This window comes from Polymorphospora sp. A560, from assembly GCF_045781765.1.
GTDB classification, from domain to species: Bacteria; Actinomycetota; Actinomycetes; order Mycobacteriales; family Micromonosporaceae; genus Polymorphospora; species Polymorphospora lycopeni.
Map to the genome: position 1 here is coordinate 282,118 of NZ_CP122282.1, position 23,073 is coordinate 305,190.

The 23,073-nt window shown below is 70.4% G+C and carries 22 protein-coding genes; 18 read left to right on the top strand and 4 right to left on the bottom strand.

Going from position 1 to position 23,073, the window contains the following annotated elements; all coding sequences use genetic code 11:
• Nucleotides 1-29 precede the first annotated feature (29 nt).
• Entirely contained in the window at nucleotides 30-1,256 is a 1,227-nt protein-coding gene (locus QCD66_RS01345) for a serine hydrolase domain-containing protein (RefSeq protein WP_375733900.1), read from the bottom strand.
• A 137-nt stretch (nucleotides 1,257-1,393) separates the two neighbouring features.
• Entirely contained in the window at nucleotides 1,394-1,660 is a 267-nt protein-coding gene (locus QCD66_RS01350; RefSeq protein ID WP_375733922.1) for a helix-turn-helix domain-containing protein, read from the bottom strand.
• 240 nt (nucleotides 1,661-1,900) lie between these two features.
• On the opposite strand from QCD66_RS01350, the gene QCD66_RS01355 reads away from it, so the two are divergent.
• From QCD66_RS01355 to QCD66_RS01375, 5 genes are all read left to right on the top strand, one after another.
• Nucleotides 1,901-3,970, top strand: a complete 2,070-nt coding sequence (locus QCD66_RS01355; protein WP_375733901.1) for a HelD family protein — start codon at nucleotides 1,901-1,903, stop codon at nucleotides 3,968-3,970.
• Between the two features lie 117 nt (nucleotides 3,971-4,087).
• Nucleotides 4,088-5,473, top strand: coding sequence for an ATP-binding protein (locus QCD66_RS01360; RefSeq protein WP_375733902.1), 1,386 nt, complete (start codon nucleotides 4,088-4,090; stop codon nucleotides 5,471-5,473).
• A 79-nt stretch (nucleotides 5,474-5,552) separates the two neighbouring features.
• Nucleotides 5,553-6,131: a winged helix-turn-helix domain-containing protein gene (locus QCD66_RS01365; RefSeq protein WP_364214786.1), complete on the top strand. Its 579-nt coding sequence runs from the start codon at nucleotides 5,553-5,555 to the stop codon at nucleotides 6,129-6,131.
• Between the two features lie 42 nt (nucleotides 6,132-6,173).
• A complete protein-coding gene (locus QCD66_RS01370; protein ID WP_375733903.1) occupies nucleotides 6,174-7,529 on the top strand; it encodes an MFS transporter in 1,356 nt (451 codons plus the stop codon).
• On the top strand, nucleotides 7,522-8,370 hold the full coding sequence (locus tag QCD66_RS01375; RefSeq protein ID WP_364214780.1) for a menaquinone biosynthesis protein: 849 nt from the start codon (nucleotides 7,522-7,524) through the stop codon (nucleotides 8,368-8,370). Before QCD66_RS01370 ends, QCD66_RS01375 begins: the two co-directional genes overlap by 8 nt.
• Nucleotides 8,371-8,409: 39 nt before the next feature.
• Here the strand turns inward: QCD66_RS01375 and QCD66_RS01380 are convergent, their stop codons facing one another.
• Both QCD66_RS01380 and QCD66_RS01385 read right to left on the bottom strand, forming a co-directional pair.
• Entirely contained in the window at nucleotides 8,410-9,237 is an 828-nt protein-coding gene (locus QCD66_RS01380) for a serine hydrolase (RefSeq protein WP_375733923.1), read from the bottom strand.
• A gap of 117 nt (nucleotides 9,238-9,354) precedes the next feature.
• Complete coding sequence (locus QCD66_RS01385) at nucleotides 9,355-10,302, bottom strand: serine hydrolase (RefSeq protein WP_375733904.1); 948 nt, start codon at nucleotides 10,300-10,302, stop codon at nucleotides 9,355-9,357.
• 407 nt (nucleotides 10,303-10,709) lie between these two features.
• Between QCD66_RS01385 and paaA the strand changes: the two genes are divergently transcribed.
• From paaA to QCD66_RS01450, 13 genes are all read left to right on the top strand, one after another.
• Nucleotides 10,710-11,807, top strand: a complete 1,098-nt coding sequence (gene paaA / locus QCD66_RS01390) for a 1,2-phenylacetyl-CoA epoxidase subunit PaaA (protein WP_375733905.1) — start codon at nucleotides 10,710-10,712, stop codon at nucleotides 11,805-11,807.
• Nucleotides 11,804-12,100 (top strand): 1,2-phenylacetyl-CoA epoxidase subunit PaaB, encoded by a 297-nt coding sequence (gene paaB / locus QCD66_RS01395; RefSeq protein ID WP_364214771.1) that lies wholly within the window; start codon nucleotides 11,804-11,806, stop codon nucleotides 12,098-12,100. Before paaA ends, paaB begins: the two co-directional genes overlap by 4 nt.
• The gene (gene paaC / locus QCD66_RS01400) at nucleotides 12,097-12,822 is read left to right on the top strand and encodes a 1,2-phenylacetyl-CoA epoxidase subunit PaaC (protein WP_364214768.1); all 726 of its coding nucleotides are present in this window, start codon (nucleotides 12,097-12,099) and stop codon (nucleotides 12,820-12,822) included. Before paaB ends, paaC begins: the two co-directional genes overlap by 4 nt.
• Nucleotides 12,819-13,352, top strand: coding sequence for a 1,2-phenylacetyl-CoA epoxidase subunit PaaD (paaD, locus tag QCD66_RS01405; protein WP_375733906.1), 534 nt, complete (start codon nucleotides 12,819-12,821; stop codon nucleotides 13,350-13,352). The genes paaC and paaD overlap by 4 nt, the downstream gene beginning before the upstream one ends.
• A 51-nt stretch (nucleotides 13,353-13,403) precedes the next feature.
• Entirely contained in the window at nucleotides 13,404-14,507 is a 1,104-nt protein-coding gene (gene paaE / locus QCD66_RS01410) for a 1,2-phenylacetyl-CoA epoxidase subunit PaaE (RefSeq protein ID WP_364214762.1), read from the top strand.
• A 108-nt stretch (nucleotides 14,508-14,615) separates the two neighbouring features.
• On the top strand, nucleotides 14,616-15,803 hold the full coding sequence (mqnC, locus tag QCD66_RS01415; protein ID WP_375733907.1) for a cyclic dehypoxanthinyl futalosine synthase: 1,188 nt from the start codon (nucleotides 14,616-14,618) through the stop codon (nucleotides 15,801-15,803).
• Nucleotides 15,804-16,118: 315 nt separating this feature from the next.
• Nucleotides 16,119-17,246 carry a hypothetical protein gene (locus QCD66_RS01420; protein ID WP_375733908.1) on the top strand — a complete coding sequence of 376 codons (1,128 nt, stop codon included), beginning with the start codon at nucleotides 16,119-16,121 and terminating at the stop codon, nucleotides 17,244-17,246.
• A 112-nt stretch (nucleotides 17,247-17,358) separates the two neighbouring features.
• Nucleotides 17,359-18,894, top strand: a complete 1,536-nt coding sequence (locus tag QCD66_RS01425) for a hypothetical protein (protein WP_375733909.1) — start codon at nucleotides 17,359-17,361, stop codon at nucleotides 18,892-18,894.
• 113 nt (nucleotides 18,895-19,007) lie between these two features.
• On the top strand, nucleotides 19,008-19,700 hold the full coding sequence (locus QCD66_RS01430) for a demethylmenaquinone methyltransferase (protein WP_357540675.1): 693 nt from the start codon (nucleotides 19,008-19,010) through the stop codon (nucleotides 19,698-19,700).
• A gap of 198 nt (nucleotides 19,701-19,898) precedes the next feature.
• The gene (locus QCD66_RS01435) at nucleotides 19,899-21,176 is read left to right on the top strand and encodes a geranylgeranyl reductase family protein (protein WP_364214750.1); all 1,278 of its coding nucleotides are present in this window, start codon (nucleotides 19,899-19,901) and stop codon (nucleotides 21,174-21,176) included.
• Nucleotides 21,177-21,268: 92 nt separating this feature from the next.
• Entirely contained in the window at nucleotides 21,269-21,634 is a 366-nt protein-coding gene (locus QCD66_RS01440) for an NADH-quinone oxidoreductase subunit A (protein ID WP_364214747.1), read from the top strand.
• Nucleotides 21,635-21,642: 8 nt separating this feature from the next.
• Nucleotides 21,643-22,314, top strand: a complete 672-nt coding sequence (locus QCD66_RS01445) for an NADH-quinone oxidoreductase subunit B family protein (protein WP_212824486.1) — start codon at nucleotides 21,643-21,645, stop codon at nucleotides 22,312-22,314.
• Nucleotides 22,315-22,337: 23 nt separating this feature from the next.
• Nucleotides 22,338-23,054 (top strand): NADH-quinone oxidoreductase subunit C, encoded by a 717-nt coding sequence (locus QCD66_RS01450; RefSeq protein WP_364214958.1) that lies wholly within the window; start codon nucleotides 22,338-22,340, stop codon nucleotides 23,052-23,054.
• Nucleotides 23,055-23,073: the final 19 nt, after the last annotated feature.

A 23,073-nucleotide genomic window follows, 5' to 3' on the forward strand; every position in this document is an offset into this window, starting at 1 on the left:
CGGGCACCCCGGATTCCGACGGCGAACGGTCAGTTCGTTGCCGGTGTGAGCTTCGGTGCCGCGTCCGTCGCCGGGGTGAACAGCCGTACCGGCTGCTCCGACCGCAGCGTGGCCGGGCCGGCGGAGTCCGCGCCACACAGGGCGGTGATCAGTGTTTCCACCAGTGCCTGCGAGATCGGATCCGGCTGGCCGGGCAGTTGATAGTGCGTCATGTTCTGCATCAACGTGAACTGCCTGGTCCCGTCCGGGGAGTGCAGTGAGATCGCGTTGTGGCCGAACACCTGCCCGTCGTGACCCCACACCGTGCCGCACGGCAGCGCATTGCTGTAGAGGCCCAGGCCGTAGCCACCTGCCTCGGGGAACTCCGGGACGAACGGAACCGTCTTCTGCATCTCGGCGAGTTCCGCCGGACGCAGCAACTTGCCGGTGAGCAGAGCCCGGTAGAACTTGTTCAGGTCACTGGTGGTCGAGACCAGGTCACCGACCATCCAGCCCCACGACATGTTGAAGACGCTGAAGTCCCGCAGTTCGGTCTCGGTCCACGGGACGTACGCCTTCGCGTGCGGCAGCAGGATGCGTGGCGTCCGGCCCGGGAAGTACGTCTGCCACAGCCCGGTCGGCCAGATCACCCGACGGCTGATCTCCAGCGCGGCCGGCAGCCTGGTGATCTTTTCCAGGATCAGCCCGGCGAGGATGTAGTTGGTGTTCGAGTAGCTGAAGCGCTCGCCTGGTGCGTTCGTCGCCGGCATGTCCAGGCCGACGCGGGCCAGCTCACGGGGCTGGAACGTCTTGCTCTGGGCCGCCACGAGCTGCTCGGGTGTGGCGAAGATGGCGTTGGTGTAGTTGCCGATGCCGCTGGTGTGGTTGAGCAGCATCCGTACCGTGACGCCCTCGCGCCCGAGGTCGGGCAGGTAACGGCCGACCGGCGCGTCGAGGTCGAGCCGGCCCTCGCCGACGAGCTGGAGCAGCGCGACGGCGGTGAACGTCTTGGTGATGCTGCCCACCCGGTGCTGGTAGGTGGGGCGGATCTTGCGGTTGGTGTCGATGTCGGCGACCCCGCTGGCCCGCGACCAGCGGCCGTTGCCGTCCCGGACCTCCGCGAACGTGCCGACCATGCCGGCCGCGGTGATCCGGTCCAGCCCGGCCTGCAGGTCGTCGGCCGGCGCGGCCACGGCCGGCGAGCCGGTGGCGACGAGCACCACACTCAGGGTCGCCGCGCACGCCGCGGCGAAGATCTTCCGGTACGGATTTCCCACATGTCCTCCCCAGTGGACGACGGATCCGACATCATCCATCTTTCCGTTACCCGGGGCGGCGCGACTCCTACCACCTATCGATCATTCGGTCCTACCCAGGTGGGAGAACGCTCGGTTCCGACCGGCGAGGCCCTGGGTCAGGCGACCTTGAGTTGCTCGTCGCCGAAATCGGCGATCAGCTTGAGCGTGCCGCCGAGTGCGGCGATGTAGCGACCCAGCACTTCCTGGGTGGAGACGTTTCCGGCCTCGATCTGCGACACCCGTGCGACGGAGACTCCCATGCGAGAAGCAACCTGCTCCTGGGTCATCCCACGGTGTTTCCGCAACTCGGCGAGTCGCCAGCCGCGAGCCTGGTCAAGCATCTCGCCGACCGCCGCATCGAAGGCCCTCTGCCCGCCGGTCATCAGGATCTCCCACTCCACTGGCCACCCCCGTAGTTAAGGATATTATTAACTTGCGTGGGTCTGGTCGGCAACCGCGTCGTGGACCGGCCGGGTTGCTGAAAAGGACTAACCAGGACGCGAACCAGGTCGTAGAGTGGTTCGCTCGTGCGTGGCGTCGCCGCGCCGGGCACTGCCGGTACCGCTGGCGCGGGGGGCCGGGCGGCCCAGGTCAAGACATCGACCCGGGAGGTGCCGAACCCGATGCCGTCCACCGATCTCGACAGTCAGCTCGCCGACGAGCGGGCTCACCTGGCCACGTCCCGCACCGCGTTGCACGCGATGCGGCTGCGGGCCGAGCAGCTTTACGCCAGTGGCGCGTCGATCGCCGGGGACCCGTTCGCCGCCGAGACGCTCGGCATCGCACTGGCCCGGCGGGTCGCCGAACTCGCCGACGACCCGAACACCCCGCTGTTCTTCGGCCGCCTGGACTTCGCCCCGGAGCGGCGTCCGGACGCCGGCTCCGGGGACCGGCCGGACCTCGCCCCGGAAGACGCGGCCACGACCGGCCGGTTCCACATCGGGCGCAGGCATGTCACCGACCCGCTCGGCGAACCTCTCGTACTCGACTGGCGGGCGCCGGTCAGCCGGGCGTTCTACCGGGCCAGTGCCCGCGAGCCGCAGGGCGTACGGGTCCGGCGCCGGTTCGGGTTCGCCGGTGGCGAGTTGACCAGCTTCGAGGACGAGCGGCTGGACCGGGGCGAGGAGCTGGGCACCACGAGCCGCATCCTGATCGAGGAGATCGAGCGGCCGCGCGTCGGCCCGATGCGTGACATCGTCGCCACCATCCAGCCGGAGCAGGACGAACTGGTCCGGGCCGACCTCGACACGTCGATCTGCGTGCAGGGGGCGCCGGGCACCGGGAAGACCGCCGTGGGGCTGCACCGGGCGGCGTACCTGCTGTATCTGCACCGCGAACGGCTGCGCAGGTCCGGTGTGCTGATCGTGGGGCCGAACCAGGCGTTCCTCGGCTACATCGCCGCCGTCCTGCCGGCGCTCGGCGAGCTGGAGGTGAAGCAGTCGACGATCGACGACCTGATCGCCCGGGTGCCGGTACGCGGCACCGACCCGGTGGAGACCGAGGTGGTCAAGCACGATCCGCGGATGGCGACCGTGCTGCACCGGGCGCTGTGGGCGCGGCTGAGCCGCCCGGCCGGGCCGATCCAGATCTCCGACGGCGCCTACCGGTGGCGGATCGACGAGGGGGTGCTGCGCCGGCTCGTCGACGACGTACGGCGGGAGGAGTTGCCGTACACGCTGGGCCGGGAGCGGGTCCGGGCCCGTACGGTGGCGCTCCTGCAACGGCAGGCCGAGTCGCGCAGCGGTGAGTCGCCACCGGAGTCCTGGCAGCGCCGGATGGGCAAGGCCCGGCCGGTGGTGGAGTTCCTCGACGCCTGCTGGCCGGCGGTGACCCCGGAGACGCTGGTCTTCGACCTGCTCACCGACCCACAGTTGCTCGCCGCGGCGGCCGACGGGGTGCTCACCGCCGAGGAGCGGGCCGCGCTGGTCTGGCCGAAGCCGCCGCGTACGGTCCGCGGCGCTAAGTGGAGTACGGCCGACCTGGTGCTCCTCGACGAGGCCGCCGGGCTGCTCGAACGCCAGTCGAGCGTCAGCCACATCGTGCTCGACGAGGCGCAGGACCTTTCCCCGATGCACTGCCGGGCCATCGCCCGGCGTACCTCGCACGGCTCGATCACCCTGCTCGGCGACCTGGCCCAGGGCACCGCGCCGTGGGCCGCCGCCGACTGGGCCGAGTCGCTGCGACACCTCGGCAAGCCCGAGGCCGCGGTCATTCCGCTGACGACCGGTTTCCGGGTGCCGGAGGCGGTGGTCGCGTTGGCCAACCGGCTGTTGCCGGCCCTGGAGGTCGACGTGCCGCCGGCGGTGTCGCTGCGCCGGGACGGCGAGTTGGCCGTACGCGCCGTGGCCGACTTGCCGGCCGCCGTCGTCGCCGAGGTGCGGGCCGCGACCGCGTACCCGGGTTCGGTGGGCCTGATCGCGGCCGACCGGCAGATCCCGGCGCTGCGGGCGGCGCTGGACGCGGCCGGGCTGAAGACCGCCGACCTGGACGACCCGGACGACGGCGCGGTCACGGTGGTGCCCGCCACGCTGGCGAAGGGCCTGGAGTACGACCACGTCGTCGTCGCCGAACCGGCCGCGATCGTGGCCGCCGAGCCGCGCGGCCTGCACCGGCTCTACGTCTGCCTGACCCGGGCCGTCTCCCGGCTGAGTGTGCTGCACACCGAGCCGCTGCCGACCGTGCTGACCGGCTAGGCCGAGCCCGACCCAGGACATGCGGCCCCGAGGCCGCGTATCACGCGGCCGACGTACTACAAACTGTTTGTACTACAAGCGGCTTGTACTACAAACAGTTTGTAGTACGTTGGGTCGGTGCAGATCGTGGGTCGAGGTGCCGAGTTGGCGGAGCTGGCGGCAGCTTGGGACCGTGCCAAAGCTGGTGAACCCCAGTTGGCGGTGGTCTGGGGGCGCCGCCGGGTCGGCAAGACCTACCTCCTGACCCATTTCGCGCAGGGCAAGCGCTCCGTCTATTTCACGGCGACCCGGCAGGACGCCGACGAACGGCAACTTCGCCGGTTCGCCGAGGCCGTACGCGAGCAACTCGGCGGCGAGGTGGCGGATCTGGCACCGTCGACCTTTCCCAGTTGGGAAGCGGCGTTGCGATTCCTCGCGGGGTTGGCCCGTATCGAGCCGCTGTTGATCGTCCTCGACGAAGCGCCTCGGCTCACCGGAGGGCATGCCGACTTCGCCGACACCGTTTCCGCTGTCTGGGAGAATCACGTCCGGGACCAACGGTTGATGCTGGTGCTGTCGGGTTCAGCGGTGGCGCTGATGGAGCAGATGCTGGGCCCTCAGGGCGGCCTGCACCGTCGAGCTGGCGTCGAGCGTCGAATGGATCCCTTTCCCGTGCTCGACGCACGGGCATTCCAGCCGGACCTGCCCCCGGCAGATTTCCTCCAGGCGTATGCCGCCTGTGGCGGCTATCCGCTGCATCTCATGCGATGGTCGGCGGAACGGTCCACCGAGGAGAATCTTCAGGAGATGGCTTTCACACCGGGTGGGCTTCTTCTCCGTGACGCGCCGGACATCCTCTCTGAGGATCTTGACTGGCGAGGTGGTTACGAACGGGTTCTCACGGCCATGGCTGGCGGTGCTCGGCGGCGGTCAAGGATCGCTGGCCGCGCGCAGCAGCGCATCGACTACACCCTGGACCGCTTGCGCCGTGCGGGATACGTCCAGGTGATCCGGGCGCTCGGCACCAGTGGCTCGACCGATCCACTCTATGAGATCGCCGACGACTACCTCGCCTACTGGTTCGCCGTACTGCGGGACGACGCCGATCTGATCGACGGCGGCCAGGGAGCCGCCGTTCGGCAACGTACGTGGGGGCGCTGGCAGACGCACGTCGCCCGGGTTTTCGAGTCGGCGGCGCGCGAACATGCTCAGCGTTTGGTGGCCAACGGAACACTGCCCGGCGATACCATCATCGGCCGGTGGTGGAAAGACGAAACCGTTGAGATCGACGTACTCGGACTCACCGGGGATCAGCCGGCTTTGGTCGGTGAATGCCGCTGGCAGACCAAACCGTTGACGCAGCGAGATCTTGCTGATCTCCGGCGGCGGGCGGCGCATCTGCCGTCGCCGGGGCAGGCAGGACTGATCTTCGCGTTCTGGGCGCGGGGCAGTGCGGACGAGAGTCTTGCCGCACATCCCGAAGTACGTACCTTCACTCCCGCCGACATCTTGGGGACCGGCTGAGGGCGGTGGCCCGACCGGACCGTTCGGTTCGTCGTGGCCTCGGTCGCGGCGTACGGGGTGGGCGCGGGATCATTTCACGATGAGCGACGGTGACGACGAGCAGCGCCGGCTGACGATCAGTGATCCCAAGGTGATGCGGGCGCTGGCACATCCGGCCCGCCTGGAGATCATGGAGCACCTGAGCAGCACCGGGTCGGACGTGACCGCCACCGAGGTCGCCGAGCTGGTCGGCCTGTCGCCCAGCGCCACCAGCTACCACCTGCGTGAGCTGGCGAAGTTCGGGCTGGTGGAGCACGCGCCGAGCCGGGGCGACGCCCGGGAACGGGTGTGGCGGGCGACGATGCGGGGTTGGTCGATCGACGCGGGTCACGACGCCGAGGCGCAGGCGGCCGAACAGACCCTGGTGAACGTCTTCCTGGAGCGGGATCTCGGGCGGTTACGGGACTGGGTGCGGCGGTCGCACGACGAGCCGGCCGAGTGGTACGACGCCGCGGTGATCGCCGGACCGGTCCTGCTGCTCACTGCCGAGGAGTTGCGGGAGGTCAACGCGAAGGTGTTCGAACTGCTGGCGCCGTACCGGCGGCGCGAGCGGCAGGCCGACCCGCCGGCCGGCAGCCGGCCGGTGGTTGTCCACTACGCGACGGTGCCAATGGACTGACACCGCTTGCCCTCGACAGATGTGAAGGATTATTTTCGAAGTATGTCCTTCACGTCTGCGGGCGCGGCTGCCCCCGAACCAACCTCGCGCTGGTCCGACGTCTACCTCGCGGCCGTGGCGCGGGGCGTCTCGACCTGCGGCGACTTCCTCGCCGCCACCGCGCTCGTGCTCGCCCTCCAGGGCTCCGGCGCGGGCGGGTTCGCCGTCGCCGCACTGCTGCTGGCCAAGACCATCCCGATGGCGGCGCTCGCCCCGGTCGCCGGCCGGATCGCCGACCGGGTCGACAGCCGTACGGTGCTGGTGATCGCCGGCCTCGGTCAGGCGGTGACCTGCGCGGCACTGGCCTTCGTCAGCCATCCGGTCGCGGTGATCGCCCTGGTGACGCTGCTCTCCGTCGGGCTCGCCGTCACCCAGCCGACCCTCGCCGCGCTGGTGCCGGCGATGGTCCGCAAGGAGGACCTGCCCCGGGCCGGCGCGGTCAACCAGACCGCCGCCACTGCCGGCATGATGGCCGGGCCCGCCCTGGCCGGGGTGCTCGTCGGCCAGTTCGGCGCCACCATCCCGCTGCTGATCGACGCGGTCAGCTACCTCGCCCTGGTGGCGGCCGGGCTGCTGCTGCGTACCCGGCGGGGTGGTGCCGCGGCGACCGCCGGCACCGGCGACGGCGGGCGACCGGCCGCGACCTGGTCGTTGTGGCACGACCCGTTGCTGCGGGCGATGGTGATCGCGATCGCCGCCGTGGTCGGCGCCGTCGGCGCGATCAACGTCGCGCACGTCTTCCTGGTACGGGAGACGCTCGGCGCCTCCGAGACCGTCTTCGGGATCATCGAGGCGGTGGAGATGGCCGGCATGCTCGTCGGTGCCTGGCTGTTCGCCCGGCTGGCCCGGCGCACCGCCGACGACCGGTTCCTGGTGTGGGGAGTGCTGGTCCAACTCGGCGTGGTGTGCCTGCTGCTGCCGGTCGCCGCGGTGGTCGCCACGGCCCTGTGGCTGATCCCGCTCTGGGTGCTGGCGGGTCTGTTCAACGGCGGCATGAACGTCTTCAGCGGGGTCGCGATGGCCAACCGGGTGCCGGCCGAAAGTCGGGGCCGGGCGTTCGCCACCTTCGGCGGCACCATCCAGGCGGCCGGGATGTTCGGGTTCTTCGCCGGCGGCGTGCTGGTCGAGCAGGTGCCGATCCGGCCACTGTTCGCCGCTGCCGGGCTGGCCGGGGTCGCGGTCGTCCTCGCGCTGGTGCCGTCGACCGTCCGGGCGACCCGGGCGGTGCGGCTCGACGCCGCCCCTACGGACCACCGGGTGGCGGCCGGGGAGGGGGCCGAGGCTGCGCCGTCCGCCACAACCGGGCAGGTCGCCCGGCCGGTGGCCACCGCGGCCGGATACGGTGGCAACCATGAGTGATCTTCGGAGGCCCAGGGTCGGGCACATCCAGTTCCTCAACTGCCTGCCGATCTACTGGGGGCTGATGCGGTCCGGCGCCCTGATCGACGTCGACCTGCACAAGGACACCCCGGAACGGCTCAGCGCCGCCCTGGTCGAAGGTGACCTCGACATCGGCCCGATCACCGTCGTCGAATACCTGCGTCACGCGCAGGACCTGGTGCTGCTGCCCGATCTCGCGGTCGGCAGCGACGGGCCGGTGCTGTCGGTCAACGTCGTCTCGACCCGCCCGCTCGCCGACCTCGACGGCGCGAAGGTCGCCCTCGGCTCCACCTCGCGGACCGGTGTGATGCTCGCCCGGATGCTGATCGGGGAGCGGTACGGCGCCCACCCCGAATACTTCACCTGCCCGCCGGACCTGACCCAGATGCTGCTGGAGGCCGACGCCGGTGTGCTGATCGGCGACGCGGCGCTGCGGGCCCTCTACGAGGCGCCCCGGCAGGGCCTCACCGTCACCGACCTCGGGCAGGAGTGGCGGGACTGGACCGGCCTGCCGATGGTTTTCGCCGTCTGGGCGGCCCGGCGCGACTTCGCCGCCGGCCATCCCGGCCTGGTGAAGGAGGTGCACGAGGCGTTCCTGCGCTCGCGCGACCTGTGTCTCGCCGAACTCGACGAGGTCGCCGAGTCCGCCGCCCGCTGGGAGCCGTACGACGCCGCGACGCTGGCGTCGTACTTCCGGTCGCTGGACTTCTCGCTCGGCGACCGCCAGGTGGCCGGGCTGCGGGAGTTCGCCCGGCGGGCCGCCACCCTGGGGGCCGTGCCGGCACTGCCCGACGAGGGGCCGGTCTTCTTCACCAACTGAGCCGGTCGGCCGGCGCCGGGTCGCTGACCCGGTGCCGGGTCAGTCCGCCCGAAGTTGCTCGCCGACCTGCTTGCAGATCTTGGCGCCGTGGCTCTGGCCGAGCTGGATGGGATACGCGGTCAGCACCCCGGCCGTCCAGCCGTCGCCGATCGCCAGGCAGTTCACGTGGTATTCCTCTTCGGCCTGCCGATCGACCCAGCCGTTCTTGATCGCGATGGTCTTGCGGATCTCGGTGGGGAACGCGGCCCGGATGCCGAAGTCGCCGGTGCCGCGTACCAGGCGCATCTCGTCGAGCAGCCACTTGGTCCACTTCGAGCCGGCGGCCCGGCCGTCGGTGATGCAGACACCCATGCGGGCGGTGTCCCGCGCCGACAGCTGGGTACGGCTCCACGCGCCGTCCTCGGCCGGTTCGCTGTCGGTCAGGCCGCAGATCTCGATCAACCGCTTGATCGAGGTGGCCCGCCCCAGCTCGTCGTAGACGATCTGGGTCGCCTCGTTGTCGCTGTCGCGGATCATTGCCGTCAGTTGCGCCATCCGGCTCTCGCCCGGTGTCTCGCCCTTCTCGGCGGCCCGGCGCAGGTAGTCCGCCGCGACCCACGACTTGATCATCGAGGCGGTCGTGCTGGTCTCGGTCATGTTCTCCGAGCCGTACACGGCTCCGGTCCGTTGGTCGATCATCGACCACGACCACCAACCGGTCGTCTCGATCACGACGTCGGTGGGTCGTACGTCCAGTGGCGGCGGTTCGGGGCTGGCGGACGGGGTGGCGGGTGACGTGGTGACCGGGCTGCCGGGACCGTGCCAGCTCGGGGCGGCGTCGGCGCGCAGCGGCGAGTCGGGCAGGAGCAGCAGGCCGGTCGCCAGCACCCCGAGGAGCGCGGTCGCGACACCGACGGCCCGCCACGGGGACTTCGGCCGGCGTGGGCGGGTCGGGTCGCCGGGTGCGGTGGTGGCTTCGGGCGATGTGGAAGATTCCGGCACCGGTCAGCCTTCGACGAGTGGTTGTGGGATCTTGAGCGCCGCGCCCGGTACCGGGACCACGAGCTGGCTGGTGACGTTGCGGCAGACGTTCGCCCCGTAGTCGAGGCCGTGCCCGCCGGGATAGCGCATGAGCACGGCGAGCACCCATTCGTCGGCGGTGGCGAGGCAGTTGAGGTGCCACAGCCCGTCGGCGTGGATCAGCGTCCAGCCGTTCTTCATGCCGACCGAACCGTTCTCGACGATCTCGTCGGGCAGGCCGTCGATGATCCCCCAGCGCCCGCCGCCCCGGGTGGGGAGCTGATCCTGCCTGGCGGTCGTGCCGCGCACCTGGGCCATCTCGTCGAGCACCCACTGGGTCCACCGCGGGCCGGCGGCGGTGCCGTCCGCGACACACTCGCCGAGGCGTACCGCGTCCCGGGCCGAGATCTCGGTGTAGCTCCACCAGACGATGGTGGCGCCGGGTGGGATCACCGGCCGGGTCTCGGTCAACCCGCACATCTCGATCATCCGCCGGAGGGAGGCCGGGCCGCCGGCCAGGCGGTAGAGCATGTTGGTGGCCGGATCGTCGCTGTCCCGGATCGCGGCGCTGGCCGCATCGAGCAGAACCTGGTCGGGCTCGGCCCCGCTCTCGGTCGCGAGCCGGAGTACGTCGGCGGCGAACCAGATCTTGATCATCGATTCGGCCGAGTTGGTCGCCGTCACGTTGTCCGACCCGGTGATGTTGCCGGTCGCCCGGTCGAGCAGGGCCCACGAGAGGAAGCCGTCGATCTGCACGTCGACCGGCCCCGCGGCCAGGGTCAACGGGGCGGGTGCCGGTGGCGCGATGGTCGCGGGCGCGCTGGCGTCCGCGCCCGACGTGCCGGTGAGGCGGGCGGACGCGGTGGGGATCAGCAGTACGCCGGTGAGAACCAGCACGGCGGCGGCGAGGATCAGGACCACGCGAGGACGCATGAGGGGTTGGCTCCAGGGGTCGGGGCCGTTGGTGCGGTACGGCGAACCAGGGCTTGTGTTACAGGCCGTGACCGTGCGCCACCGGTGTTGCCGGATTGGTCGTGACCCTGCCGGGGGGTGGTAGGGCCGGCGCCTGCGGTCGAGGCCGGAGGGGTGGACGTGCAGAGCCTACGTCGGCAACCAGGGGCTGGCCGAGGCCGAGTTTCTTAAGCCTCGATGAAGTGCGTCGGCATTAAACCCTTTTGGGGCAAGAGATCCAGAAAATTGGTCCCGATGTGATCCGCTTCATTCCTCCACAGTGGATTGCGGCGTCACGGGCGGTCCACGATCCGCTACCGAGGGTTGTCGGAGTCTCGGCCGTGTGACACCGCGTTGCCCGAAGTCGTTGCAGCTGTAACACTTGCTGGGTGTACGGCAACGACTTTCCCGGCCCCGGCCAGGGGCCGACAGCGGGACTGCTCGGCGAGGTCGAGGCGGCCGAGGCGGCGCTACGGGATGCCGCCCGGCGGGACCTCCACGCGGGCCGGGGCGACGCTCCGGACCCGGCGGGCGCCGACGAGGCGACCATGCACGACTACTTCACCTCGGTGATCGCGGCCGACCAGAAGATCGAGCCGCGGGACTGGATGCCCGACTCCTACCGGAAGACGCTGATCAGGCAGATCGCCCAGCACGCCCACTCCGAGATCATCGGGATGCAGCCGGAGGGCAACTGGATCAGCCGCGCCCCCTCCCTCAAGCGCAAGGCGATCCTGCTGGCCAAGGTCCAGGACGAGGCCGGGCACGGGCTCTACCTCTACGCGGCCGCGGAGACGCTCGGGATCAACCGGGACGAACTGGTCGAGATGCTGATCGAGGGCCGGCAGAAGTACAGCTCGATCTTCAACTACCCCACCCTGTCGTGGGCGGACGTGGGGGCGATCGGCTGGCTCGTCGACGGCGCGGCCATCGTCAACCAGGTGCCGCTGTGCCGCTGCTCGTACGGGCCGTACGCCCGCGCCATGATCCGCATCTGCAAGGAAGAGTCGTTCCACCAGCGGCAGGGCTTCGAGATCCTGCACGTACTCGCGCACGGCACGCCCGCCCAGAAGGCGATGGCGCAGGATGCCATCGACCGCTGGTGGTATCCCTCGCTGGCGATGTTCGGCCCGCCGGACACCGACTCGCCACACACCGCCCAGTCCATGGCCTGGAAGATCAAGCGCTTCTCCAACGACGAACTGCGCCAGCGGTTCGTCGACATGTGCGTGCAGCAGGCCGGCGTACTCGGCCTCACCCTGCCCGATCCCGACCTGCGCTGGAGCGACGAACGGCAGGCGCACGACTACACCCAGCCCGACTACGCCGAGCTGATGCGGGTGATCAAGGGGGACGGGCCGTGCAACCGGGACCGGATCGCCCACCGGCGCCGGGCGCACGCCGACGGGGCCTGGGTCCGCGACGCGGCGGCGGCCTACGCCGCCAAACAGGCCGAACGCCAACGGGTACGGGAGATGGCCGCATGACCGAGCGGAGCGAGGCCGGTTGGCCGTTGTGGGAGGTCTTCGTACGTGCCCGGCGCGGGCTGTCGCACACCCACGTCGGCAGCCTGCACGCGCCCGACGCGTCGATGGCCCTGCGTAACGCCCGTGATCTCTACACCCGGCGGCAGGAGGGGGTGTCGATCTGGGTGGTGCCGGCGAGCACCATCACCGCGTCCAGCCCCGACGAGAAGGACGCCTTCTTCGACCCCGCCGCCGACAAGGTCTACCGCCATCCCACCTTCTACGACGTACCCGACGGGGTGGACCACCTGTGAAGCCCTCCGTCGACCACGTGCTGGCCATCGCCGACGACGCGCTGATCGCCGCGCAGCGGCTCGGTGAGTGGTACGCCGCCGCCCCGGAGATGGAAGAGGACGTGGCGCTGGCCAACATCGCCCTCGACCAGCTCGGTGCCGCCCGGCTGCTGCTGACGTACGCCGGGGAGCTGGAGGGGGCGGGCCGCGACGAGGACGCGCTCGCCTTCCTGCGCGACGACCGGGAGTTCCGCAACTGCCTGCTGGTCGAGCTACCGGACGCCGACTTCGCGGTCACGATCGTCAAACTGTTGTTCCTGTCGGCCTGGCAACTGCCGCTGTACGCCGCACTCGCCGAGGGCGACGACGAGCGGCTCGCCGCGATCGGCGCCAAGGCACGCAAGGAGTCGGCCTACCACCTCGACCACAGTTCACAGTGGACGATACGGCTGGGGGACGGCACCGAGGAGTCGCACCGCCGGGTCCAGGCGGCCGTCGACGAACTGTGGCCGTACACGCACGAGCTGTTCGCCGCCGATCCGGCCGCCCCGGTCGATCCGGCCAACCTGCGGGGCGCCTGGCTGTCCACGATCGAGGGTGTGCTGACCGAGGCGACGTTGCGCCGTCCGGCCGACGGCTGGGGACCGGCCGGTGGGCGGACCGGTGTGCACACCGAGCACCTGTCCTACCTGCTGGCCGAGATGCAGGTGCTGCACCGCGCCCATCCGGGGGCGAGCTGGTGACCGCCTTACCCGCCACCACCGGCCGCACCGCCACCACCCCTGACGCGGGAGCCGGCCCGGACGTCCGGGCCGCCGTCGCCGCGGTCGTCGACCCGGAGATCCGGGTGGTCACCATCGCCGAACTCGGCATCCTGCGTGACGTCAGCACCGACCCGGCGACCGGGCGGGTCACGGTGACCATCACCCCGACGTACACCGGCTGCCCGGCCATGGACGTGATCCGCGCCGACATCCGCCGGGCGATGGCCGCCGCCGGCCACCCGGACGGTGAGGTACGTACCGTCTTCGCGCCGCCGTGGAGCACCGACTGGATCACCGTCGGGGGACGGGCCAAGCTCGCCGCCGCCGGCATCGCCCCGCCCGGCCCGGCCCGGCCGGCGGGGCCGGTCGCGGTGCCGCTGGCCGTACGGTGCCCGCACTGCGGTGCGCTCGACACCGAGCAGATCAGCCGGTTCGGCTCCACCGCCTGCAAGGCGCTCTGGCGGTGCCGGTCCTGCCGGGAACCCTTCGACCAGGTGAAGGCGCTGTGAGCCGAGCGAACGGATTGGTTCAGTGGTGAGCGAGCGGAGCGAGGTGGCGGCGTGAGCGTGACGATCAGTAGGCCGGCGCGGCGCCGGCCGACCTTCCATCCGCTGCCCGTCGGGGCCGTCGACCGGCTCACCGACGAGGCGGTGGCGATCACCTTCGACGTGCCGCCGGAGCTGCGCCCGCTCTTCGCCTTCCGGGCCGGCCAGCACCTGACCGTACGCCGGGTCGAGGACGGCGCCGACGTGCGGCGGTCGTACTCGATCTGCTCCACGCCCGCCGACCTGGCCGACCACGGCCGGCTGCGGATCGGGGTCAAGGAGATCCCGGGGGGTGCGTTCTCCAGCTTCGCCAGCCGCGCGCTGCGGGCCGGTGACACCATCGACGTGATGCCGCCGCTCGGGCATTTCACCACCGACTTCGATCCGGGCCGGGTCCGGCACTACGGCGCGGTCGCCGCCGGTTCCGGCATCACCCCGGTCCTGTCCCTGGTCGCGACCGCCCTGGCGGTCGAGCCCGGCAGCCGGTTCACCCTGGTGTACGGCAACCGGCACGCCCGGACCGTGATGTTCGCCGAGGAACTGGCCGACCTGAAGGACCGTTATCCGGCCCGGCTGCACCTGGTGCACGTGCTGTCCCGTGAGCCCGGCGAGTCGCCGCTGCTGTCCGGTCGGATCGACGACGACCGGCTGAACCGGCTGCTCGACTCGGTCGTGCCGGTCGAGCGGATCGACGAGTGGTTCCTGTGCGGACCGTACGGCCTGGTCACCGGGGCCACGACGGTGCTGGCCGGGCGGGGGGTGCCGGCGCGGTCGGTGCACTCGGAGTTGTTCCACGTCGACGAGGTGCCGGCGCCACCGGCCCGGCCGGCCGGCACCGAGGGGGGCACCGAGGTGACGATCGTGCTCGACGGGCGGGCGTCGAGCCTGCGGATGGGGGCCGACGAACGGGTCCTCGACGCCGCGCTGCGGGTCCGGGGCGAGCTGCCGTACGCGTGCAAGGGTGGGGTCTGCTCGACCTGCCGGGCGAAGGTCGTCGAGGGCGAGGTGTCGATGGCGCGCAACTACGCGCTGGAGCCCGACGAGGTTGCCGCCGGTTACGTTCTCACCTGCCAGTCGAGTCCTATGACCGACCGCCTCGTCGTCGACTACGACGCCTGACCGGCCGGCCGGCCGTCCGGCGGTCGGGCGGCCCGGTCCGGGGAGCACGGGTCACATCGGCGGGCGCTGGATGCCGGTGGGGGGCGGTGCCGACGTAGGCTCGGACCTGTGACTGAGAGCCGGGAGATCGAGAGCATCCTGCAGCGCGGCGCCGACGGTGGGCGGATCACGCCCGAGGAGGCGTTGCTGCTCTACACCGACGCGCCGTTCCACGCGCTCGGTGAGGCGGCCGACGCGGTGCGCCGGCGCCGCTACCCGGACAACATCGTCACCTACCTGATCGACCGCAACATCAACTACACGAACGTCTGCGTGACGGCGTGCAAGTTCTGCGCCTTCTACCGGGCACCGAAGCATGCCGAGGGCTGGACCCACCCGACCGAGGAGATCCTGCGCCGCTGCGCCGAGGCCGTCGAGTTGGGCGCGACGCAGGTGATGCTCCAGGGCGGCCACCACCCGGACTACGGCGTGGAGTACTACGAGGAGCTGTTCTCCTCGGTCAAGACCGCCTACCCGCAGTTGGCGATCCACTCGATCGGGCCGAGTGAGATCCTGCACATGGCTAAGGTGTCGGGGGTGTCGCTGGAGGAGGCGATCACCCGGATCAAGGCGGCGGGCCTCGACTCGATCGCCGGTGCCGGCGCCGAGATGCTGCCCGACCGGCCCCGTAAGGCGATCGCGCCGCTGAAGGAGTCCGGCGCCCGCTGGCTCGAGGTGATGGAGTTGGCGCACACGCTGGGTGTCGAGTCGACCGCGACGATGATGATGGGCACCGGTGAGACCAACGCCGAGCGGATCGAGCACATGCGGATGATCCGTGACGTGCAGGACCGTACGAAGGGTTTCCGGGCCTTCATCCCGTGGACCTACCAGCCGGAGAACAACCACCTCAAGGGCCGCACCCAGGCGACCACCCTGGAATACCTGCGGCTGATCGCGGTGGCCCGGCTCTTCTTCGAGACCGTGCCGCACCTGCAGGCGTCGTGGCTGACCACCGGCAAGGACGTCGGCCAGCTCGCCCTCCACATGGGCGTCGACGACCTCGGTTCGATCATGCTGGAGGAGAACGTCATCTCGTCGGCGGGTGCCCGGCACCGGTCGAACCTGCACGAGTTGATCTGGATGATCCGGTCGGCCGGTCGTGTCCCGGCGCAGCGGGACACCCTCTACAACCACCTCGCGGTGCACCGTACGCCGGCCGAAGATCCGTCGGACAAGCGCGTAGTGTCGCATTTCTCGTCGATCGCGTTGCCCGGTGGCGGTGTGAAGACGCTGCCTTTGGTTGACGCCCAGTAATGGGAGAATGATCTCTCGGTCATATTCGAGATCGGCCATTCGGGTGGTAGTTGGCCGGCGATTCGGTAGATCATTCGAGCTGCCCTGGTGAATCGCCGGCGGATCTCTCGTGGCAATAGTCATCAATTTGGACATTCTTTTAAGTCTGTCTTAGATGCCCTGGTCATCGCCACTGGATCACGGGGTAGCGCCGGCCGACGGTGACCACTAACGTCCCCGGTCGTATCTTCCCTACCGCCATGGGGGCACCCCAACATGATCTTCCGAAACCGCGCTCTCGCGCGTGTCGGTGCAGGCGCTTTCGGCCTCGTCGCGGTGGGCGCCTTCGCCACGCCCGCCTTCGCTGACGACACGGCCGACGTCGAGGTCAAGCTCAGTGGCACCACCATCGCCGCCGGCGCGTCCGGCAAGGCCGCGTTCGCGTCGCTGATCAACAACAGCAAGACGACCACCGCCACCGGTCTGACCATCACGGTCGACTTCTCCGACCTCGACACCAACCTCGTCGACGTCGTGCACTTCGGTGGCGGCTGCAACGAGCCGGTGGACAACCAGCTCATCTGCGGCATCACCCCGGACGAGCTGAAGCCGGGCGAGGACTTCGACGTCCCGGTCGCCCTGGTCCGCAAGAACACCGAATCGTCGGAGTCGGCGGGCTCGATCACCATCTCGGTCGAGACCGAGACCACCGACCCCAACCTGAAGAACAACACCGTCACCGCGCCGGTGACCATCGGCGGCAACGGCCCCGACCTCTATGTCTGGGCCGCCGACGTACCGGTCAACCAGGACGGCACCACCGGTACGCTCCAGCCCGGCGAGACCGGTGCGCTGGTGATCGAGGTCGGCAACCAGGGCGACCGGGCCGCCGGCGGCTTCACGGTGACCGCGACCCTGCCCGAGAACGCCACCTTCGACAGCGTGATCGTCGAGCAGTTCCCGGACGACTTCGCCGGCTGCGAGTTCACCGCCTCCGAGGCGGTCTGCGACTGGCGGGACCTGCCGCTCATCCCGGTCGACCAGGACGAGTCCACCGAGGACGACGTCTTCTCCGCGTACACCTTCGCCCTGCCGGTGAAGGTCGCCGACGACGCCGAGGCCGGTGTCAACCTGACCGGCGGCCTCGCCGTGGTCGAGGGCTACCAGATGTCGGAGCGGATGCTGGCCCGCCGCGCCCCGCAGGCGGTCGAACTGCCGCAGGGCGTCGAGGGCGTGCTCGCCAAGGACGCCGACTGGACCGACAACTCCGACGAGTTCACCGTGTTCGTCAAGGCCGCCGACGGTAACGGCGGCGGTGGCGGACTGCCGGTGACCGGTGTGCAGGCCGGCCTCCTGAGCGGCATCGGCCTGGCCGTGGTCGCCGCCGGTGGCGCGATGTTCCTGATCTCCCGCCGTCGCCGCGTGGTCCTGGTGACCCCCGGCGACGAGAAGCCGACCGCCTGACGGTCGTACATAGATAGCAGGGCGTCACGGGCGGGGTGGGCAACCACCTCGCCCGTGGCTGTTGACTCTCCACCTCCCCCTCCCTGGTAACGCCCCGATTCCCGGAGGACCCATGCACCCCCGCATCCCGCGTGCCGCCGCCGGTCTGGCCGCGGCGCTCGTGGCCGCCACGCTCGCCGCCACGCCGGCCGCCGCGGCCCCGGAAGACACCTCGTCAGCCGACCTCAACCTCGCCGTCAGCGGCGAGCGGGTGGTCAGCTACGCCACGGTGAAACAGTTCTTCGTACGGCTGTCGAACGACGGACCCGACGCCGCGCAGGGCGTGAAGGTCACCATCGACGCCGGCAACATCGACCAGAACGTGCTGTTCTTCGGCCTGCCGTCCGGGCCGGGTTGCGAGGAGGACGGGCCGACCAAGGTCACCTGCGAACTCGGTGAGCTGGCCAACGGTACGACGGTGACGGACTTCCCGGCCCTGTTCGCCGCCACCCCGAAGCACAAGGGTTCCGCGGGCTCGTTCACCGTCACGGTGAACGCGGTGACCGCCGACCCGAACGCGGCGAACAACACCCAGACCGTCAACGTCGAGGCGGTTCCCCGCGGCCTCGACCTGACGGCGGTCGCCCGGGACGTCTACGCCGACTACGCCGACAACACCCCGGTGGCTCCCGGCGGGACCGGCGACCTGCACTGGGCGCTGTACAACGCGGGCCGGGACACGGTGCAGGGCGTGACCTTCGAGATCGCGCTGCCGCCGTACGTGACGTTCGCCGACCAGCGGCCCGGCTGCAAGTACAACGACGAGAACACCGTCGCGTCGTGCCGGCGCGACGCCCGCATCGTGGCGCCCGGCGAGATCTTCATGATGGTCCGGCCGATGAAGGTCAAGGTGGCCGCCGACGCTCCCGGGCCGGTCGGACTCTCCGGCGGCTGGGTCGTCGGCTACGCCAACGGCAAGGCCAGCCCGAACGTGCGGCCGCTGGCCGCCCGGTCCGCCGACCAGGACACCGTGGTCGAGGCGGCCGACGAGAAGGTACGCCGCGACGTCGACCCGTCCGACAACGCCGTGCAGTTCGCCGTGGTCACCGGCCGCAACCCGGTCGACCTGTCGGTCACCAGCACGCCGGCGACCGGCGCGGTCGGCGACACCGTGGAGGTCGAGTTCGAGGCGACGAACAAGGGTCCGGCGACCAGCAGCCCGCTGTTCGAGGTACGGGCCCCGGAGGGCACCACGGCACTGCTGCCCGAGGAGGGCATCGTTCCGTCGTGCGTCGAGAAGGACGGCGGCCTGGTCTGCGGGCTCGACGGTGAACTGGGGGTCGGGGAGACGACGTCCTTCGCGCTGAAGTTCCGCATCGACGCGGAGCAGGTCGGCACCGACGGGCAGATCACGGTCGGCAACACCTTCGCTTCGCCGGAGTCGGCACCGGAGGACAACGTCGCGCCGATCAGCATCACCGCGTCCGGCGCGGGTCCGGGTGAAGGTCCGGGCGGCGGTTCGGGCGGTGGCGGCGGGCTGCCGGTGACCGGTGTGCAGGCGACCGTGCTCGGCGGCGCCGGCCTGCTGGTCGCCGTGGTGGGCGGCGTGCTGCTCGTGCTCGCCCGGCGGCGCCGGGTGGTCCTGGTCACCCCGACCGAGGACAAGTAGGGCGTACGCCCACTCAGGACGGTACTCACGGGCGCCGGCGGTCTGACCGCCGGCGCCCGCGGCCGTACCGGGGCGGCTGTCGGGTCCGGTCACGGTGCTGGCAGAGTTGACCCGTGTCCCGCGCTCAGCTAGACAAGCAGCCGCACGAGGTCGCCGCGATGTTCGACGGCGTCGCCTCGAGATACGACCTGACCAACACCGTCCTCTCGTTCGGCCAGGACCGCGGCTGGCGCCGGGCCACCCGGTCGGCGCTCGGGCTGCGTCCCGGCGACCGGGTGCTCGACCTCGGCGCCGGCACCGGGGTGTCGACCGAGGAACTGGCCCGCTCCGGCGCGTACGCGGTGGGTGTCGACCTGTCGCTCGGCATGCTGCTGGCCGGTCGCCGGGTACGCCCCGACGTGCCGCTGCTGGCCGGTGACGCGCTGCGGCTGCCGTTCGCCGACGCGACCTTCGACGCGGTGACCATCTCGTTCGCGCTGCGCAACATGGTCGACACCGGTGCCGCCCTGCGTGAACTGGCCCGGGTGACCCGGCCGGGCGGCCGGCTCGTGGTGTGCGAGTTCAGTCACCCGACGAGCCGGGCGTTCCGCACCGTCTACCTGTCGTACCTGATGCGGTCGCTGCCGGCGGTGGCCCGCGCGGTGTCCAGCAACCCGGACGCCTACGTCTACCTCGCCGAGTCGATCCGGGCGTGGCCGGACCAGGCCGGACTCTCGGCCCGGATCATGGACTCGGGCTGGGCGAAGGTGGCCTGGCGCAACCTCAGCGGGGGCGTGGTGGCGCTGCACCGGGCGACCCGGGTCTGACCTCGGGAAGCAGCGTAGCGGAGCGGTTTGGGTACGTTGCGTGACCATTGCTGGTCGATTTCTGGCGGATGCCCGTTCAGGGCTGTCACCTCGCTTGGTTAGGTATGCCTAACCAGTAAGGGGCGTACAGCTCGGTCTTAGACTCTCCCGGGATCAGGCTTGTGAAGAGTTTCACGAGCGGTCGGGAGGGAGGCGCAGATGGCCACGACTCAGCACGACGCGGACGTCATCGTCGTCGGTGCCGGACCGGGCGGTTCGACGACGGCCTACCACCTCGCCCGCCACGGGCTGCGGGTGCTGCTGCTGGAGAAGACCGAGTTCCCGCGCGAGAAGGTCTGCGGCGACGGGCTGACCCCGCGGGCCGTCAAGCAGCTCGTGAAGATGGGCATCGACACCTCGCCCGAGGCCGGCTGGCTGCACAACCGCGGGCTGCGGGTCATCGGTGGCGGCGTACGCCTCGAACTCGACTGGCCCGACCTGGCCAGCTTCCCCAACTACGGCCTGGTCCGCACCCGCCTCGACTTCGACGACCTGCTCGCCCGGCAGGCCGTCGGCGCGGGCGTCGAACTGCGCACCAACGTCAACGTCCTCGCCCCGGTGCTCGACGACGCCGGGCGCGCGGTCGGCGTGACCGCGGAGTCCGGCCCCGACAAGGCGCCGGTCACCTTCCACGCCCCGCTGATCGTCGCCGCCGACGGCGTGTCCGGCCGGTTCCCGCTGGCGATGGGCCTCGCCAAGCGCGAGGACCGACCGATCGGTGTCGCGGTCCGCCGCTACTACCGCTCGCCGCTGCGGCACGACGACAACTACCTCGAATCCTGGCTGGAGCTGCGCAGCAAGGAGAACCCCGACAAGCTGCTGCCCGGCTACGGCTGGATCTTCGGTATGGGCGACGGCCGGGTCAACGTCGGGCTCGGCGTGCTCAACTCCTCCTCGGCGTTCGGCAAGACCAACTACCGCCGGCTGCTGACCGACTGGCTCGCCAACACCCCGGAAGACTGGGGGATGACCGACGAGGCCAACGCCGACGGCCCGATCCTCGGCGCGGCGCTGCCGATGGGCTTCAACCGGGTGCCGCACTACACCCGCGGCGTCCTGCTGGTCGGCGACTCGGGCGGCATGGTCAACCCGTTCAACGGCGAGGGCATCGCCTACGCGATGGAGTCCGGCGAACTGGCCGCCGAGGTCGCCGTCCAGGCGCTGGCCCGCTCCGCCGGCCCCGAGCGGGAGCGGGCGCTCGCCTTCTACCCGACCGAGCTGAAGAGCCGCTACGGCGGCTACTACCGCCTCGGCGGCATCTTCGTGAAGCTGATCGGCCGGCCCGAGATCATGAAGATGGCCACCCGGCACGGCATGCCGCACCCGCTACTGATGCGATTCGTGCTGAAGCTGCTCGCCAACCTGACCGATCCACGTGGCGGCGACGCCATGGACCGGGTCATCAACGCCATGACCAGGGTCGCTCCCGCCGTGTGACCCGCGATCACGGCCCCCGGCCGGAACAGCTGTAACAAGTACGAATAGTGTGAAATCCGATCAGGCAAAAGTGAGGACGGCAGGAGGAGACGATGTCACTCTCCGTGTGGGTGCCAATCGTGGGTCTGCTGACCCTCGGTGCCCTCTTCGCACTCTTCTCCGTGGGCATCGCTCCGATCGTCGGCCCCAAGCGGTTCAACCGGGCCAAGCTCGAGGCGTACGAGTGCGGCATCGAGCCGTCCCCACAGCCGGTCGGTGGTGGACGGTTCCCGATCAAGTTCTACCTGACCGCGATGCTGTTCATCATCTTCGACATCGAGATCATCTTTCTCTTCCCGTGGGCCGTGCACTTCGACGCGCTCGGCCTGTTCGGGTTCGTCGAGATGGTCCTGTTCATCGGCATGGTCTCCATCGCGTACGCCTACGAGTGGCGGCGCGGCGGCCTGGACTGGAACTGAGGTTCGCCATGGGTATCGAGGAGAAGCTGCCGAGCGGCATCCTGCTCACGTCGGTGGAGAAGCTTTCCAACTGGGCGCGTAAGTCGTCCTTCTGGGGCGCCACCTTCGGTCTTGCCTGCTGCGCCATCGAGATGATGGCCGCCGGCGGCCCTCACTACGACCTGGGCCGCTGGGGCATGGAGGTCTTCCGGGCCTCGCCCCGGCAGGCCGACCTGATGATCGTCGCCGGCCGGGTGAGCCAGAAGATGGCCCCGGTCGTACGGCAGATCTACGACCAGATGCCGGAGCCGCGTTCGGTCATCTCGATGGGCGTGTGCGCCTCCTCCGGCGGCATGTTCAACAACTACGCGCTCGTGCAGGGCGTCGACCACATCATCCCGGTGGACATGTACCTGCCCGGCTGCCCGCCGCGCCCGGAGATGCTGATCGACGCCATCCTCAAGATGCGCGAGAAGGTGATGGCCCAGCCGCTCGGCCCGAACGGCCGCAAGATGCTGGCCGCCCGCGAGGCGCGTGGGGACGTACCGGTCGTGGCGCCCGGCGCCATGCCGTCGTCGTACCGCTCCGACAAGGCCCGGCGGGCCGAGTGGGAGCAGGCGGTCCGCGAGGGCCGTGAGGAACAGCTCCGCATCGAGAACTGGATGAAGGCGCAGAACCACATCCGCGGGGGTGCCCGTTGAGCGAGCCCAACAAGACCAGCGAGGTGCCCGGCGGCGGCGTACCGGTGGCGGCGCCACCGGTCGGCGCGACCAGCGGCGCCCCGGCCGAGTTCCCGCCGGCCAGCGGTGCCGGCCGCGGCATGTTCGGCATCCACGGCTCCGGTGACACCTCGGGCTTCGGCGGCCTGGTCCGCCGCAAGGTCGGGATCATCGACAGCCCCCGGCCGTACGGCGGCTACTTCGACGAGGTCCGCGACGCCCTCGAAGAGGCGTACCCGGGGTTCGCCGACGCGATCGAGAAGGTCGTCGTCGACCGGAACGAACTGACCCTCCACGTACGCCCGGAGCGGATCGTCGAGGTCTGCCAGGTGATGCGCGACGACGAGGCGCTGCGGTTCGAGCTGCTCTCGTCTCTGTCGGGGGTGGACTACCTCGGCTCCGACGAGCGTCGGCTGCACGTCGTCTACCAGCTGACCTCGATGACCTACCGCCGGATCGTGCGGCTGGAGGTCGCGGTGACGGCCGAGCACCCGCACGTGCCGAGTGTCTGCTCCGTCTACCCGACCGCCAACTGGCAGGAGCGGGAGGCGTACGACATGTTCGGGGTCCTCTTCGACGGCCACCCGGGACTCACCCGGATCCTGATGCCGGACGACTGGGAGGGGCACCCCCAGCGCAAGGACTACCCGCTCGGCGGCGTGCCGGTGGAGTACAAGGGCGCCGAGATTCCCCCTCCGGACGAGCGGAGGTCCTACCAGTGATCGACCGTAACGAGGTGGC